This window comes from Streptomyces sp. NPDC041135, assembly GCF_055592085.1.
In genome coordinates this window covers 220,687-236,590 of sequence record NZ_JBVIYZ010000007.1, presented here as the reverse complement: position 1 = coordinate 236,590, position 15,904 = coordinate 220,687, and the positions used below count along the sequence as shown (strand labels likewise).

The window sequence follows — 15,904 nt, the reverse complement described above, 5'->3', positions numbered from 1 at the left end:
GGTGGTTCAGTCGCCCTCGCAGGCCCGGGCTTCGAACTCCGCGAGCGGCACGGTGCGGGCGATCTCGTCGCCGTCGGCCGAGACGTCCTCGTAGCGGACCGTTCCCGGGGTGAGCCGGTCACGGTCGGCCGCGCTGAAGGAGACACTGCTCGACGACCACGCGTTGTCCTCGGTCCAGCCGTAGAGGCTGTAGGTGACACCGGCCCGGAGGGGGGCGAGGGACCGCTTCGCGGCCCAGCCGCCGGAGGGGGACTCCAGGTTCCAGGTGGCCAGTCCGCCGGTGCGGGGCGGGTTCGCCGTCCAGGAGCCGACCGTCACCGACCGGTCGGAGCCGGTGTCCCGGTACAGGGTCGCGCCGTCGATCCGGTGCCCGCACACCATCAGGACGCCGAGCAGCCGGCCGTCACCGGTCACGGAGATGCCCGCGACGGCGTCGACGGGGACCGTGCACCCCGAAGCGCCGGTCAGCGCCACCCCCACCGCGACGGCGCCGGCGAGACGCCCGTACCTGCTCCCGGACCCGGCCGACCGCACCGACATGGAGTCTTCCCCCCTCCGGGGACCCCCAAGTGCCCCCGTCTCCCCGATGGTAGGAAGCCTCCGGGCCCGTGGGCGCCGGCGCGGGTCATCCCGTTGCGGCCTCGTTGCGCAACCGTGGCCACCCGCGCCGCCACAGTGCCCGGCCTCCTAGACGACCGGCTCGCCGATGCCCAGCAGGTTCCCCTCGCTGTCGCGGAACCAGGCGCCGCGCTCCCCGCGCGCGCCCTTGCTCGGGTAGTTCCCCTCGACCTCGGCGATCCCGTCCCGCGTCCGGAACCCGGGTGCGTCGACCTCCTCGAACACCACGCCCCGCCGGCGCAGCTCCGCCACGACCACCTCGATGTCGTCGACCGTGAAAGCCATCTGGGTGAAGGTGCCGGGTGAGACCCCCGTCGACCTGAAGAGCACGAACTCCGTGCCGGAGCAGCGGTACAGCAGCCCCCCGGGCCGTTCGTCGACGGGCTCCAGACCGAGCTGTTCGCGGTAGAAGCGCCGCGCCCGGCCGAGGTCCTGGGCCGGCAGCCTGGTCGCCACGTGGGCGCGGGCCAGAGCGTCGCTGTCGTCTGTGTCCATGCCCTCACTGTGCCGTGTGCGGCGGCCCGCGGGGCGCCGGCGACCGGCGCGTGCCGCACCCGCCGGCGGCGTCCGGACGGTCTCGGTCGGTCACCGGTGGGCAGGAGGTGTCAGACTGTGGATGCACAATGGGTACGACCGACACGGTGGCCGCGAGCCCGTGAACGAGGGGGGACGAGTGTGGACAGCCCGCACGGCCCGGGCAGAACCCTGCCCGCGATGCCGGACGCCCCGCCCGGACTGCGGTTCCAGCCCCTGCCCGAGCCGCCCGGGGTGCGCGCGATCGGGGAGATCAGCATGACCACACGCGCCACCTGGCGGCAGGCCCTGGGGGAACTGGTGAGCAGCCCCACCGACGTGCTGCACATGGACCTGTCCCAGGTCCGGTTCGTGGACGTCGCCGGGGTGACGGACCTCGCGGTCGCCGCGCAGGGGCTGCCGGACGGGCGGCGCATCCTCGTGCGGCAGCCTCCGCGTCAGCTGACGCGCATCCTGGACCTCTTCTGGCCCGGACTTCCCTCGATCGAGGTGGCACGGTGACGCAGACAGCCACCGCACATGAGCCGTTCGTCCATCCCGCGCTGTTCTACGGCGGGGACAGCGCGTACGTCAAAGGCACCGTGCCGTTCCTGCTGGAGGGCCTGGAGGCCGGTGAGCCGGCCGCCGTCGCCGCCCCGCCGGACCGGCTGGAGCTGATCCGCGACGGGCTCGGCCCCCGTGCGGCGGACGTCACGCTGGTCGACATGACGCAGGCCGGCCGCAACCCCGGCCGGATCATCCCCGACGTCCTGCGCAGGTTCGCCGACGCCCAGGCACCCGGCCGGGTGCGCATCATCGGCGAGCCGATCTGGGCGGGCCGCTCGGACACCGAGTACCCGGCCTGCGTCCAGCACGAGGCGCTCATCAACGCGGCGTTCACCGGCCGGGAGGTGACCATCCTGTGTCCGTACGACACGGATGGACTCCCGGAGCGGGTCATCGCGGACGCCCGGGCCACCCATCCCGTCGTCATCGACGGCACGCGCGCGCAGGCCTCGGCCGACTACGACCCCGAGCGGGTGATAGCCCGCTACAACCAGCCCCTGCCGCACCCGCCGGGCGTCCCCTCGCGGTCCTTCACCGCCGAGACGCTGCCCGAGGTGCGCTCCTTCGCCGTCGCCGAGGCGCGGCGACTGGGCCTGTCGGGCCTGCGACTGGACGATGTCGCCCTGGCGGTGGCGGAGTTGACGACCAACAGCGTCGTGCACGGCGGCGGCGTCGGAACGCTGCGGATCTGGGCCGAGGACGGGCAGACCCTCTGCGAGGTCCACGACGCGGGCCGGCTCACCGACCCCCTCGCCGGCCGCCGGCCGCCGCACCGGACGGAGCCGGGTGGGCGCGGACTGCTGCTCGTCAACCACATCGCCGACCTCGTCCGGGTGCACACCGGCGCCGACGGCACCACGATCCGTTTCTATGTCGGCTGCTGAAAGACCGGCATGCGCGGCGGAAGTCTGGGTAGCAGCGTGGGCGTCGGCCCGTGCCAGACAGGCAGGGCGAGTCTCGGGAGGTATTCATGACGGCGGTGACCACAGCGCGGACGGACGTGCCCATGGCTGAGCTGCCGGAGGTCGCCGACCCCTCCAGGATGGCTCCCAAGGACGCCCGTGAACTGTCGAAGCTGTTCTTCGACCAGCTGGCCGTGCTGGAGGAGGGGACGCCCGGATACCAGTACGCGCGCAACACGCTGATCGAGATGAACATGTCCCTCGTCCGCTTCGCGGCGGCCCGGTTCCGCAGCCGGGGCCGGGACGAGATGGAGGACATCGTCCAGGTCGGCATGATCGGCCTGATCAAGGCGATCGACCGGTTCGAGCTGACCCGCGAGGTGGAGTTCACCTCCTTCGCCGTGCCCTACATCGTCGGCGAGATCAAGCGCTTCTTCCGCGACACGTCCTGGGCGGTGCACGTGCCGCGGCGCCTGCAGGAGGCCCGGGTCCAGCTGGCGCGCGCCACCGAGGAACTGCGCAGCCGGCTCGGGCGCAGCCCGTCGGTCAGGGAACTGTCGGAACTGATGTGCCTGTCCGAGGAGGAGGTCATCGAGGCCCGGCTGGCCTCCAACGGCTACAACTCCTCCTCCCTGGACGCCGCCCTCGGTGGCAGCGAGGACGGCGAGACCGCGCTCGCGGACTTCATCGGCACCGACGACACCGCGCTGGAGCTGGTGGAGGACTTCCACGCCCTGGCCCCCCTGATCGCCCAGCTCGGCGAGCGCGACCGGCAGATCATCCACATGCGGTTCGTTGAGGAACTGACCCAGGCCCAGATCGGCGAGCGCCTCGGCGTCTCCCAGATGCACGTCTCCCGCCTGCTCTCCCGCACCCTGGCCCGGCTGCGCGAGGGCATGCTCACCGAGAGCTGACACCTCCCGTCCGCCGCGAAGGGCCCGCCGGTCACGGCGGGCCCTTCGCGCGGTGCGGCGGACGGCGGTCAGGACTTGCGGCGCCGGCCCGGCGCCCTGGACGCCGACTTCATCCCGCGCACCACGGACTTGACCTCCCGGCGCGGCGGGTCCTCCTCGCCTGGGTCGAGTACGTGGTCGCCGTACAGGTCCTGGAGCCAGTTGGTCTGGTAGATGGTGTCGAGGTAGCGCTCGCCGAGGTCGGCTGCGATGGCCACGGCGGTCAGGCCCTGGGTGTTGTGCCGGGCTAGCCAGTTCGTGGCACCGCTGACCACCGTGCCCGTGGAGCCGCCGAACAGGAAACCGCCGCGGGCCAGCCGGTGGCAGGTGCGGATGGTGTCCGCCTCCTCCACCCGGATCACCTCGTCCACGTACGACTCGTTCAGCAGCGGCGGGCGCATGCTCATGCCCAGGCCCGGGATCATCCGGCGGCCGGGCGGGCCGCCGAAGGCCACCGAGCCCACGCTGTCCACGGCGACGATCCGCACCGGCCGGTGCCACTGCCGGAACCAGCGGGCGCAGCCCATCAGCGTGCCCGTGGTGCCGGCGCCGACGAACAGGACGTCCAGCCGCGGGAACTGGTTCGCGATCTCGGGTGCCGTCGTACGGTAGTGCGCCCGCCAGTTGCCTGCGTTGGTGTACTGGCTGAGCCATACGTACCGCTCGTCGGACGCGCACAGGCCGCGGACGTATTCGATGCGGGTGCCGAGGAACCCGCCGTTGGCGTCGAGGTCGGCCACGACGTGGACCTGGCTGCCGAGCGCCTCCATGAGCAGCCGGGTGGAGAGATTGCAGCGGGAGTCGGTCACGCACAGGAACCGGTAACCCTTGCTCGCGGCGATCATGCTGAGCGCCACTCCCAGGTTCCCGGACGAGGATTCGACCAGGATGGAGTCCGGCGTCAGGGTTCCGTCACGCTCGGCGCTCTCCACCATCTCCTTGGCGGCCTTCAGCTTGATGGAACCCGCGAAGTTGAAGCCCTCGCACTTCAGGTAGAGCGGATGTCCGAAGATCGACTCCAGGTCGACGAAGAGATGGCCTTCGTTGAAAGCATCGGGGGTGGATATGACGGGCACGGTGGACCTCCTGTCACCGGGCTGAGGACGGCCTCAGCCGTAGCGGCGCAGGTCGTGGAAGAAGTCGTCGATGAGGCGGAGCCGGCCCGCCCGGGCCACTTCGTCGTAGACGTACTTGCCGACGGCGAGGTCGAGGACGCCCAGCCCGAAGGGCGAGAAGATCACCGGGCGGTCCGCCGGCGGGACGGCCCGGCCGGTCATGACGTCGTCGAGGGTGCCGTCCAGGAAGTCCCGGTTGCCGGTGCGCTGCTCGACGAGATGGGGGGAGGTGTCGGCCTTCAGGCAGTGCTCGACGTCATCGACGTAGTTCGCCGAGGCGAGCAGGATCTCGGGGGCCAGGTCACGCAGGGACACGTGCAGCACCAGCGGGTTGTGGCCGAACCAGTCCGGGTCGCTCACGTGCGGTGAGCCGGCCACGGTGGCGAAGACCACCAGGTCGCTGGAGCGGACGAGGCTCTCGGCGCTGTCGTGGACGGTGACCTGTCCGGGGGCGCCGGCCTGCTCCAGGTAGCCGCGGAAGCCGGCCGCGCTGTCCGCCGAGACGTCGTGCACGCCGACGTCGTCGAAGGTCCAGCCGGTGCCGGTGAGGAAGGTGTGGATGTAGCGGGCGATCAGGCCGGTGCCGAAGAACCCGACGCGGGTCGGCCGGGCCCGGGTGCGGCTGAGCCGGTCGGCCGCCAGCGCCGCCGAGGCGGCCGTCCGGGTCGCGCTGATGATGGAGCTCTCCAGGCAGGCGAAGGGGTAGCCGGTGTCGTGGTCGTTGAGGACCAGGACCGCGGAGGCCCGGGGCAGCCCGGCACCGACGTTCTCGGGGAAGCTGGAGATCCACTTCAGGCCGTCCACGGGGTCCGGCCCGCCGAGGGAGGCGGGCAGCGCGATGATGCGCGACGCGGGACGGTCGGGGAAGCGCAGGAAGTACGACGGCGGGTTGACGGAGTCCCCGGCCCCGTGCAGCCGGTAGGTGGCCGCGACCAGCTCCACGATCTGCTTCTCGCGCCCGCGCAGGGCCTGCTGGACCTGCTCGCCGGAGATCACCGCGAACGTCGGGGGCGGAGCGGGCCGCGAGCCGGCCGGCTGGGTGGGCTCGGACAGCACGTGGGTCATCGCCGGCTCGCTTCCGGGGTCGGGCACCCGTCGGGCAGGCGCTGCGGCTCGGCCATGCCGACGAGGACCTGGCGCTCCCCGGTGTAGGCCTCCCTGCTGTGCGCGGTGCGGATGTTGTCCACGAGCAGCAGGTCACCGGCCTGCCACGGCTCGCGCCTGGTGTGCTCCTCGTAGGTGGCGTTGAGCAGCTGGACCACCTCCTCGCCGATCGGACTGCCGTCGCCGTAGCGCGTGTTGAACGGCAGGCCGTCCTCGCCGTAGACGTCGGTCAGGTACTCGCGCACCTCCGGCGCCAGCGTCCACTCGTTGAGGAAGGCGATCTGGTTGAACCAGCAGCGCCGCCCGGTGAGCGGGTGCCGCACCACCGCGCTGCGGCGCTGCTCGGTGCGCAGGGAGCCGTCGGGCCGCCAGGTGGCGTCGATGCCGTGGGCCCGGCAGTAGCGGTCGATCTCGGCGCGGTCCTGCGTGCCGAACGACTCCGCCAGGGAGGCGCCGATCTCGTCGTTGTAGGAGCGGGTCAGCAGCCAGCCCTCCCGCTCGAACCGCTCGGTCAGCGCGCTGGGCAGCGCCTGGAGCACCTCTTCGGCGTCGGCCACCGCCGTCGCCCCGCCCTGGCCGGGCGCCGTCAGGCAGGCGAACAGCAGCAGGCCGGGCACCTCCAGCAGGTAACTCAGCTCGTGGTGCATGCACATCGGCTGGTTGGCGGGCCAGCTGGTGGAGGAGTACAGCCCGGGGCCGTAGGTGTCACGGGTGGCGAAGGCCTCCCGTTCCGTCATCAGCCCGCCGGCCAGCTCCGTGAACACCGCACCGGCCCGGGACGTCTCGCGCAGGTCCAGGCCGCGCACGACCAGTGCCCCGTGCTCGGTGACCCGCGCCCGCAGCGACTCGCGGTGGGCGGCCGCCCAGCCCGCCGCGTCGCCGGGCGGGTCGACGTGCAGGATCGCGGGTCTGTCCGGCCGCAGCTCCACGTCGAGCGGTGGTGCCAGAGGTGAGGACGACATCTCGGTTTCCTTTCGGTAGCCGGTCCCGAGGCTCGGTGAGGCTCAGGAAGGGGCCAGTGGTACGACGGCACCCAGGACGGCCTGTGCTGCCCCGGCGGGGCGGGTGCGCGGGAAGTAGTGACCGCCGTCCGGCAGTTCGTGCAGGTCGACGTGGTCGGCCAGCAGCAGCCAGTCCCGGTGGCGGCCGGGCGGCCCGGCCGTGTGCGGGTCGTCGGCGGCGAGCACCACCGTCACCGGCGCGGACAGCTTCACCGGCGGCGGCCCTTCCATGGCGGCCAGGAAGTAGCGGTGGGCGCCGATGCAGTCATGTCGGTAGGCGGCCCCGATGTGCTCGGCGTGCCGCGTGTTCAGCTCGGCGAGTTCGGTGTGCCCGCTGTCCGCGGTGAGCCGCGCGGCGATCTCGGCGTCGCTGCGGGCCGTCAGCTCGGTCACGGCGGCGCGCCGGCCGGCCGCGGTGCCGAGCAGCTGCGCCCCGAGGAACACCCGCGTCACCCGCACGCCGCGCTCCTGCAGCTGCCTGGCTGTCTCCAGGGCCGGTGCGGCGCCCGAGGAGTGCCCCCACAGCATCACCCGGGTGAGGCCCCGTGCGGTGATCTCGTCGGCGACCCGCGACGCCACCTGACGGATCGGCGCGAACGGCTCCCGGTGGGCCGCCAGGTCGTGGCCGGGCAGGTCCACCGCGAGGACGGCCGTGCCGCTGCCGGCCAGCGCGCTCGCCATCGGCTGGTAGTTGACCGCGTTGCCGCCCGCGTAGGGGAAGCACACCAGTGCGCGCTCGGGGGTGCCGTCCGCTTCCGACAGGGGTTGCAGCAGCCCCTGGTGCGGCCGGGCGGTGCCGTCGAGGACGGCGGCCAGGTCGGCGAGCACGGGGTGCCGGGTGATGTCCTTGAGGGACACCGCGCGGTCCAGGGCGATGGTGAGCCGGACCGCCGTCAGCGAGGTGCCGCCGATGTCGAAGAAATGGGCCGTCCGGCCGAGCTGCCGCTCGGGCAGGCTCAGCAGGTCGGCCCAGACGGCCGCGAGCCTGCGTTCGGCCGGGGTGAGCGGGAGTTCGCCGGGTCCGCCGGTGCCCTGCGCGTCGCCGGCGCCGTCGCCCTCCGCGGTGGGCGCCGCCTGTTCGGCCGCGGCGGTCAGCGCCTTGCGGTCCGTCTTGCCGTTGGCGGTCAGCGGCAGCTCGGGCCGCCAGTGGAAGGCGGCGGGAACCATGTAGCCGGGCAGCACGGCACCGAGGGCGGCCCGCAGTTCCTCCGCGTCGGGCCGCTCGCCGGTGTGGAAGGCGATCAGCTGCTTGCTGCCGGCCGCCCGCTCGGCGACGACCACCGCGGCGTCCCGGACCCCGGGCACCCGCAGCAGCGCGTTCTCGATCTCGCCGATCTCGATGCGGAAGCCGCGGATCTTGACCTGGTTGTCGCGGCGGCCCAGGAACTCCAGCTTGCCGCCCGGGTGCCAGCGTCCCCAGTCACCCCCGAGGTAGAGCCGCTCGCCCGGCCGGTAGGGGTTCTCCCGGTAGGCCTCGCGGGTCCGCTCGGGGTCGTTGACGTAGCCGCGGCCCACGCAGACACCGGAGAACGCGATCAGCCCCGGGGCGCCCAGGGGCACCAGCGACAGGTCCTCGTCCACCACGTGGACGTGCACGTTGTTGACGGCACGCCCGAGCAGCACGCGCTCCGGCACCGACGTCATCACTTCGTGGTTGGTGTCGTCCGACGTCTCGGTCAGCCCGTAGGCGTTGACGAGCCGGATGCCGGGCTGGACGGCGAACCAGCGCTGGATCAGCTCCCGCTTCAGTGCCTCGCCGGTCACCGAGACGCACCGCAGGTCCGCCAGCGTGCGGGGGTGCCGCTCCAGGTAGGAGACCACGACCTCCAGGTAGGAGGGCACGAGCTGGGCCACGGCGACCCGGCCGCGCACGAGCGTGTCGACGAACCGGGCCACGTCGACGACGACGTCCTGGCCGACCAGCAGGGTCCGGCCGCCCACCAGCAGCGCGGACACCAGCTGCCACAGCGAGATGTCGAAGCACTGCGGGGCGGTCTGCGCCACCACGCAGCCCTCGTCGATCCCCAGGTCGTCGATCTTGGCGTAGAGATGGTTGAGCAGACCGGCGTGCTCGCACATGGCCCCCTTGGGCTCGCCGGTGGAGCCGGACGTGAAGTAGATGTAGGCCAGCTGACCGGCGTCGACCCGCACACCGAGGTCACCGTCGGCGTGCGGCTCCGCGTACGCGGCCTCGATCAGCAGCTTCTCGGCGCCGCCGGGCAACGTCGCCAGCGCCTGGTCGAGGGTGGCGTCGCTGCCGTCCTCGCTCAGCACCAGCCGGCATCCGGCGCGCGCGAGGGTGGTCGCGATCCGGCCGGCGGGGAAGTGCGGCTCGATCGGCAAATAGGTGCCGCCCGCCTTGAACACCGCCAGGGTCGCCGCCAGCCAGTCCAGGGTGCGCTCGGTCACCACGGCGACCACGTCCTCCCGGCCCAGGCCCCGCTCCAGCAGCGCCCGCGCCAGCCGGTTGGCGCGCCCGTTGAGTTCCCGGTACGTCCACCGCCGCTCACCCTGCACCGCGGCCACCGCGTCCGGATGCGCCCGCACCCGCCCCTCGAACAGTTCGTGCACCCGCGCCTCGGGCAGCGGCCGCCTGGGACCGGCGAGACCTTCCAGCTGCTCGCGCACCTCCTCGTCCGACAGCAGGCTCTGGCCGGTGTGCCCGGCGTCCACGTCGGCCGTCAGCAGCCGCAGCGCCGTGAGGTGGTAGCCGCCGATCCGCGCGGCCGCCTCGGCGTCCAGCACGTCCGTGCGATAGCGCAGCCGCAGCGTCAGGTGCCCGCCGCGGTCGCACCAGTGCACGTGCAGCACGCCGTGCCCGCCCAGCGGGACCGCGCTCTCCATGGGTCCGAACACGACCTCGTACGGCGGCTGTTCCCGGCCCAGTTCCCGCCGCAGCGCCGCCACCCGGAACTCCCGGTGGGCGAGCAGGTCGGCCTCGGCGTGGCGCGCGGCCGTCACCAGGTCGTGCCAGGAGCCCGCGGGGACGGTCAGCCGGCACGGCAGCGGCTCGCCGTGCGCGCCGGCGGCGTAGCCGGTCACCACCTCCGGCTCGGCGGACAGCACGGCCAGCACCTTGGCGTGGGCCGCCAGCAGCAGCGCGCCGGCCGGCACCTCCAGCCGCTGGACCAGCTCCCGCACCCCGGCCGCCACGTCGTCCGGCACCGTTACCGTGTGCTCGGCCGTGCCCGGGGCCGGCGTCCCCGCCCACCGCGGCACCGCCGTGGTCCCGCCGGCGGTCAGCACCCGGCTCCAGAACTCCCGGTCCGCATCCACGCGCGCTCCCATCGACTGACCTCTTCTCAACTCACCGGCAGGGCGGGGCCGTCGGCCGGCCGCCGCGGTGCCGCGCCGCCGGGGGACTGGTCGGCGGCATCGGGCATGTCCACGGCCGGGTTGCCGCCCCACCGGGCGTGCGGGGGCACCTCCTCGCCCTTCATCAGGAAGGAGTCGGCCACCAGCACCGCGCCCTCGCCCAGCGTCACGCCGTAGTGGACGTGGGCGGCGACCCCCAGCGTGCAGCCCGCGCCCAGCGTGGTGCCCTCGGACTTGAAGGTGCCGTCCTCCTGCGAGTGGCACTGGATCTTGCTGCCGATGTTCAGGGTGCAGTCGTCGCCGATGGTGGCGAGGGTCCGCTCCGTCAGGTAGCAGCCGTCGTCGAACACCCGGCTGCCGATGCGCACGCCCAGCAGCCGCCACACGAGGCTCTTGAAGGGGGTCCCGTTGTACACGTTGAGGTACTGGTCCGGCATCTTCCACAGCCGCTCGTGCCGCCAGAACGTCCGGTCGTAGATGGAGCACAGCTGCGGGCGCAGCCTGCCGAACGACAGGGTGCAGCGTTCCACCAGGACGTAGTACGCGGTGGACAGGGCGAGCGTCAGCGCCAGGTACCCGGCGATCACCACGTGCCCGAGCACGCCGTACAGGTCGACGGAGGCCAGGGCGAGCAGCGTCAGCGCGAAGGTGTGCAGCCACCGCACCAGGAGCATGCCGGCCATCGAGCGCAGGTTGTAGCGGTTCTTCGCGGCGAGACGGCGGCGCAGCGTGTCACCGGTGCGCAGGTCGTCGAAGCGGGAGTCACGCTCCACCGAGCGGGGGATCTCGAAGCACGGCGAGCCGAGCAGCCCTACGCCTTCGCGCACCTCCCCGTCGAGGGGGATCATCACCTTCGTCGCGAGCAGGCAGTTCTCGCCCGTCCTGCCGCCGGGCGGGTAGGCGATGTTGTTGCCCAGGAAGTTGCGCGGCCCGATCGCCGTCCGGCTCAGCCGGAAGGAGGTGCTGGAGACGTCCGCGTTGATGACCGAGAGACCGTCGGCCACCATCGTCCCGGTACCCACGGACACCAGGAAGGGGCTGTCGTGCTGCATCTCGGTGCCGAAGTTCGATCCGGTCTGCTCCACCCGTGACAGGTCGTACCCGAGCCCGCTGAGGTAGTGCACGATGTAGGAGCTGTCACCGAACAGCCAGGCGAAGAACTTGATGTTGGTCAGGCGGGCCATGGCCCGGTGCGCCGCGTAGTGGAAGCCATAGAGCGGATAGACCCGGCCGGGCTTGACCGCCAGGTGCATCACCCGCGGAACGGTGTACATGACCACGAGGCCTCCGACGACGAAGCCGAAGAACAGCACGAGGGAGAGGCCCAGCGCGTCGGGGATCAGCTCCGACCGCTTCAGCACGGCCGTCTGCGGGTCCAGCCGCGCACCGAGCGCCGGCACCTGCGTGAACAGCATGTACACGCCGCCGACGGTCACCGGGACGTACAGCAGGAACAGCTGCACCAGCGTGACGACGGCGAACCAGGCCCGGCGCGGGGTGCCGCACCTGGCCGGCGGGACCCGCACGTGGTCGACTCGCGTGGGCTGCCCCGGGGAGCCGTGCCAGTGCTCACCGTCCGGCACGGCCTGGCCGCGGTGCAGGGCGGAGGAGTGGCCGAGCTGGGTGCGGTCGCCCATCGACGTGTCGATGTCCAGGACGGTCTTCTCACCGATGTACACGTCGCGGCCCAGGGTGACCCGGCCGGTCTGGATGCGCCCCGCGTGCGCCCGGTAGCCGAGGAAGTACGACTCCTTGCGGATCACCGTTCCGGCGCCGATCGTGATCAGGTCGGTGCAGACCGGGACGGAGCGGGAGAGGATCGTGACTCCCTTTCCGATCCGCGCGCCCAGCGCCCGCAGATAGAGGACGTAGAGCGGATTGCCGACGAAGAAGACCATCGGGTTGGCGTGGAGCAGTACCTTGACCAGCCAGAAGCGCGCGTACGTCAGGCCCCAGACGGGGAATTCACGGGGTTTCCAGCGTCCGACGAGAATCCATTTGGCGAGCACCGGGAACGCGCACAGGGCGATGAATCCGATACCGCCGAACGCGAGCGAGCGCAGATAGGTGTCGACCAGTCCGACGCCGTCGGCGATCCACCGGTATCCGCCGTCGGCGGCGAATCCGGCGACGAAGGAGTAACCGAGGAACACCAGCAGCTGGAACGTCCCGCACAGGACGTGGTTCAGCTTTCCGGGGCGGTCCGCGGGTTTCGCCGGCGCCGCGGGCGCGGGCGGCGCCGGGGCGGCCGACGGCCCGTCGGCGGGCGGATCGGGCTGCGCGAGGGCCGCCGCCAGGCTGCGGACCGTGGGATACCGGTAGATGTCCCTCATGGACGGGGACGGCAGGTCGGCCCGCTTGCGCACCCGGGCGCAGAACTGGGCCATCACCAGGGAATTGGCGCCGAGATCGGTGAAGAAATGACCGTCCGGCGACACCTGCGCGACGCCGACGACGTCGGCCAGCGCGGCCGCGAACTCCTTCTCGGTGTCCGTCCTCGCCGCACCGGCGTCGTTCCGTCTGGTGACGGCGCCTTCTTCCGGCCCTGTTATGGGGGCCTCGGAGGACTGCTGCACCATTCGATCTCCTGGAGGACGAGTGGATCGCGGCGACAACCCGGTGGCTGGTCCGGATTCCCGGGGCTTCAGAAGACGGTCCGGTGCGTTCCGAGAGCCCGGGGTGTGGTGTTTCCTGATCACGGACCGTCGGCTTCAGTCTGTGTCGGCCACCGCCACATTGCCACTTCGAACAACCCGTCCCGCGGACCGGAAATACCCCGTGGGCCCGTACTCCCTGGTTTCCGGCCGCCGCCGCGAGCGGAAAGTGGATCGCCCGAATGGGCGCTGCCGGGGGGCGGCGGGAGTACGGCCGGGCCGGTCAGGACCCGAGGAAGTGCAGCAGGTCCCGGTTGAACCGCTCCTTGTCGCCCGGCACCATCGCGATGCCGTGGGAGCCGTGCTCGTAGACCTTCAGCTCGGCGCCCGGCACGAGCCCGGCGGTCTTGCGGCCGGCGGCGTCCAGGGGGACACCTGGATGCCGGCCTTGATGTCGTCGAACACCGACTGAGGCACGCCCTCGGAATTGCCGGGTCCCTGGAGCATCAGCGGGGTGATCGCCGACAGCAGGACCGCGGAGCGGACCCGCTCCGTGCCGTGCCGGCCGATGTACGGGCCGGCTCCCCGCCGCCGGTGGAGTGCGCCACCAGGGTGACGTCCCGCAGGTCGAGGCCGGTGATCTGGTCGGCGAGGTCGTCGGCGAAGGTGTCGAAGTCGTAGCCGTCGTAGACGGGCGTGGAGCGGCCGTGGCCGCGGCGGTCGTGGGCGATGCCCCGGTACCCGGCGTCGGCCACCGCCTTCAGCTGGTCCTGCCAGGCGTCGCCGTTCAGCGGCCAGCCGTGGCTGAACACCACCGGCCGGCCACGGCCCCAGTCCTGGTAGAAGATCTCAACACCGTCGCGGGTCGTGCACGTGGGCATGCCGGCGTCCTTTCGCGGGGGAGGGGAGCCGGGCCGGGGACCTGTGCCGCGAGGGGGAAGGGCGAGCCCGCGACCTGGAGGGAGCGGGCCGTCGACACGCCGCTCCACCGACCATCGTCCTCGCCCCGTCCCGCGGCGCAATCCGAGCCGTGCGCCCCACCGCGCCGGATGCCCTCCGGGCCTTGCCTGCGCCGGGCGGCCGGCGCACGCTGGCCCTATGGGAGCCCCGGACGGTCCCACGCTCATCTCGTCCGTGCAGCGGGCCTTCCGCCTGCTGGAGGTGGTGAGCGGGCACGACAACGGCGCACCGGCGAAACAGCTGGCGCGCGAGGCCGGGCTGCCCCTGGCCACCACCTACCACCTGCTGCGGACCCTGGTCCACGACGGCTACCTGCGGAAACTGGACGACGGCGGCTTCGTCCTGGGCGACAGGCTCCAGACGCTTCGGACCACGAACAGCGCGCAGGTCCTGCTCAGCCGGGTCCGTCCCACGCTCACCACCCTGCGCGACGAACTGGCCACCGCCGCCTACCTCACGTTCTACGAGGAGGGCGAGATCCGGGTCGCCGAGATCGTCGACGGCCCCCGCGCGCCCCGGGCCGAGCTGTGGGTGGGGTTCGAGGACGCCGGACACGCCACCGCGCTCGGCAAGTCCGTGCTGCGGGAACTGGACGACGAGGGCCGCCGGGAGTACCTCTCCCGGCACTCGCTCGCCGACCTCACGCCCCGGACCATCACCAGCCCCTGCGAGCTGCTGCGCCGGATCGACTCCGCGCCCACCGCTCCGGCCGTGATGGACATGGAGGAGTACACCCTGGGCACGGTGTGCGTCGCCGTGCCGGTGTACTGGGGCGACACGATCGGCTCGCTCGGCGTCTCGCTTCCGGCCGACCGGCTCGCCCGGGTCCGGGAGATCCGCTCCCGGCTGATCCCGGCCGCGGGCCGGGTCACGAGGGGCCTGTCGTTCACTATCTGAAAATCCGCTTCTTGTGGGGGCCTCGCCCTGCATCTTTCCTGGATGGAACGGAGGAAGCAGGAGTGACCCCACCCACGTGAGGACTACTGAGGCGACATGAAGCGGGTGCACGACCATGGGGGCGACCACCGGCCGACGCGGCCGTTCGGGAGCCAGGAGCACGGCTCCGGCGCTCCGGTCCGCAGGCTGGCCGCCGCGCGGCTGGCCGGCGGGATGCCGGTGCTGACCGCCGGGCTGCCCATGCTGCCGGTGCTCTTCGTCTCCGGCGTCGTCCTGACCGACGTCGTCGGCGGCACCGGGACGCTGTGCCTGCCGCTGCTGGCGGCAGGGCCCGCGCTGGCCGCCACCACCAACGGACCGCGCGGTGTCCTCTGCGTGGGCCTCCTCGCCACCGTCCTGGGCACGACCCTCGGCATCCGGCACGGCGGCCCGGTCACCGCACTGGCCGCCACCATGTCGGCCCTGGTCGCCGTGACCCTGGCCGGCGCCCTGGCCAGCGCGCTGCGGGAACGCCGGGACCGGGTGCTCGCCGCCGTCCGCTCGGTCGCGGAGGCCGCCCAGCAGGCGCTGCTGAAGCCGGTGCCCGCGACCGTCGGCCCGTTCCAGGTCGCCGTCCGCTACAGCGCAGCGGCCGCCGAGGCCCGCATCGGCGGAGACCTCTACGCCCTGGTGCCCACCCCGTTCGGGGTGCGGCTGATCGTCGGCGACGTGCGGGGCAAGGGGCTTCCGGCCGTGGGGACCGCCGCGCTCGTCCTCGGTGTCTTCCGGGAGGCCGCCTACGACGAACCGGATCTGCTCCGCGTCGTCGACCGCATCGAACGGAGCCTGGCGCGCAACCTCGGCACGGACGACTTCGTCACCGCCGTCGTAGCCGGGCACACCGGGTCAGGGCATCTGGAGGTCGTCAACTGCGGGCACGCGCCGCCGTTGCTGATATCCGGCTCCGGGAGCGTCTCACCGGTGGAGCTCGCCCACCCGGCTCCGCCGCTCGGGCTGCGCGCCCTGTCCGGCGAGGTCCCCGCCCTCCAGGTGCTGCCCTTCGCCGACGGGGACCAGCTGCTGCTCTACACCGACGGCGTCACCGAGGCCCGCGACCGGGACCGGGCGTTCTACCCGCTGGCCGAAGGGGTGGCGCGGCATGTCACCGACGAACCGGCGCACACGCTCACCGCGCTCACCGACGAACTGCTGGCGCACGTCGGAGGCCGGCTGCACGACGACGCCGCGCTCCTGCTGCTGCGCAAGCGCACCGCGAGCGAGCCCGGCCCACCGGCATCCGTCCCGCCGGAGTCCGCTTCCGCCCCGCGGGCACTGGCCGCGGCGGCCGCGCCGGAACCCTGCTGCGCGCCCCCGCGGTAAGCGTGC

12 protein-coding genes and 1 pseudogene are annotated in these 15,904 nt (G+C 72.6%); 5 read left to right on the top strand and 8 right to left on the bottom strand.

Features of this window, described 5'->3' with window-relative positions; genetic code table 11:
• Positions 1-6 precede the first annotated feature (6 nt).
• Positions 7-540 carry a hypothetical protein gene (locus ACZ6CZ_RS18985; protein WP_469022164.1) on the bottom strand — a complete coding sequence of 178 codons (534 nt, stop codon included), beginning with the start codon at positions 538-540 and terminating at the stop codon, positions 7-9.
• A gap of 147 nt (positions 541-687) precedes the next feature.
• Complete coding sequence (locus ACZ6CZ_RS18980; RefSeq protein ID WP_469022162.1) at positions 688-1,113, bottom strand: VOC family protein; 426 nt, start codon at positions 1,111-1,113, stop codon at positions 688-690.
• A gap of 180 nt (positions 1,114-1,293) precedes the next feature.
• Between ACZ6CZ_RS18980 and ACZ6CZ_RS18975 the strand changes: the two genes are divergently transcribed.
• The 3 genes from ACZ6CZ_RS18975 to ACZ6CZ_RS18965 all read left to right on the top strand — a co-directional run bounded on the left by ACZ6CZ_RS18975 (position 1,294) and on the right by ACZ6CZ_RS18965 (position 3,514).
• On the top strand, positions 1,294-1,653 hold the full coding sequence (locus ACZ6CZ_RS18975) for an STAS domain-containing protein (RefSeq protein ID WP_469022159.1): 360 nt from the start codon (positions 1,294-1,296) through the stop codon (positions 1,651-1,653).
• Positions 1,650-2,582, top strand: a complete 933-nt coding sequence (locus ACZ6CZ_RS18970; RefSeq protein WP_469022157.1) for an anti-sigma factor RsbA family regulatory protein — start codon at positions 1,650-1,652, stop codon at positions 2,580-2,582. The genes ACZ6CZ_RS18975 and ACZ6CZ_RS18970 overlap by 4 nt, the downstream gene beginning before the upstream one ends.
• An 86-nt stretch (positions 2,583-2,668) precedes the next feature.
• A complete protein-coding gene (locus tag ACZ6CZ_RS18965) occupies positions 2,669-3,514 on the top strand; it encodes an RNA polymerase sigma factor SigF (protein WP_469022154.1) in 846 nt (281 codons plus the stop codon).
• Positions 3,515-3,582: 68 nt separating this feature from the next.
• Here ACZ6CZ_RS18965 and sbnA read toward each other — a convergent pair whose 3' ends face one another.
• The 6 genes and pseudogenes from sbnA to ACZ6CZ_RS18935 form a co-directional block, all read right to left on the bottom strand.
• Positions 3,583-4,629, bottom strand: a complete 1,047-nt coding sequence (gene sbnA, locus ACZ6CZ_RS18960; protein WP_469022152.1) for a 2,3-diaminopropionate biosynthesis protein SbnA — start codon at positions 4,627-4,629, stop codon at positions 3,583-3,585.
• Between the two features lie 33 nt (positions 4,630-4,662).
• The gene (gene sbnB / locus ACZ6CZ_RS18955) at positions 4,663-5,733 is read right to left on the bottom strand and encodes a 2,3-diaminopropionate biosynthesis protein SbnB (RefSeq protein WP_469022149.1); all 1,071 of its coding nucleotides are present in this window, start codon (positions 5,731-5,733) and stop codon (positions 4,663-4,665) included.
• Positions 5,730-6,734 (bottom strand): TauD/TfdA family dioxygenase, encoded by a 1,005-nt coding sequence (locus ACZ6CZ_RS18950; RefSeq protein WP_469022145.1) that lies wholly within the window; start codon positions 6,732-6,734, stop codon positions 5,730-5,732. The genes sbnB and ACZ6CZ_RS18950 overlap by 4 nt, the downstream gene beginning before the upstream one ends.
• Before the next feature lie 42 nt (positions 6,735-6,776).
• Positions 6,777-10,061 carry a non-ribosomal peptide synthetase gene (locus ACZ6CZ_RS18945; protein ID WP_469022142.1) on the bottom strand — a complete coding sequence of 1,095 codons (3,285 nt, stop codon included), beginning with the start codon at positions 10,059-10,061 and terminating at the stop codon, positions 6,777-6,779.
• A 14-nt stretch (positions 10,062-10,075) separates the two neighbouring features.
• Positions 10,076-12,667, bottom strand: coding sequence for a Pls/PosA family non-ribosomal peptide synthetase (locus ACZ6CZ_RS18940; protein ID WP_469022137.1), 2,592 nt, complete (start codon positions 12,665-12,667; stop codon positions 10,076-10,078).
• Between the two features lie 298 nt (positions 12,668-12,965).
• A pseudogene (locus ACZ6CZ_RS18935) lies at positions 12,966-13,563 on the bottom strand (alpha/beta fold hydrolase).
• A 217-nt stretch (positions 13,564-13,780) separates the two neighbouring features.
• Between ACZ6CZ_RS18935 and ACZ6CZ_RS18930 the strand changes: the two are divergent.
• Positions 13,781-14,539, top strand: a complete 759-nt coding sequence (locus ACZ6CZ_RS18930; RefSeq protein ID WP_469022133.1) for an IclR family transcriptional regulator — start codon at positions 13,781-13,783, stop codon at positions 14,537-14,539.
• Between the two features lie 96 nt (positions 14,540-14,635).
• Positions 14,636-15,898 (top strand): PP2C family protein-serine/threonine phosphatase, encoded by a 1,263-nt coding sequence (locus tag ACZ6CZ_RS18925; RefSeq protein ID WP_469022129.1) that lies wholly within the window; start codon positions 14,636-14,638, stop codon positions 15,896-15,898.
• Positions 15,899-15,904: the final 6 nt, after the last annotated feature.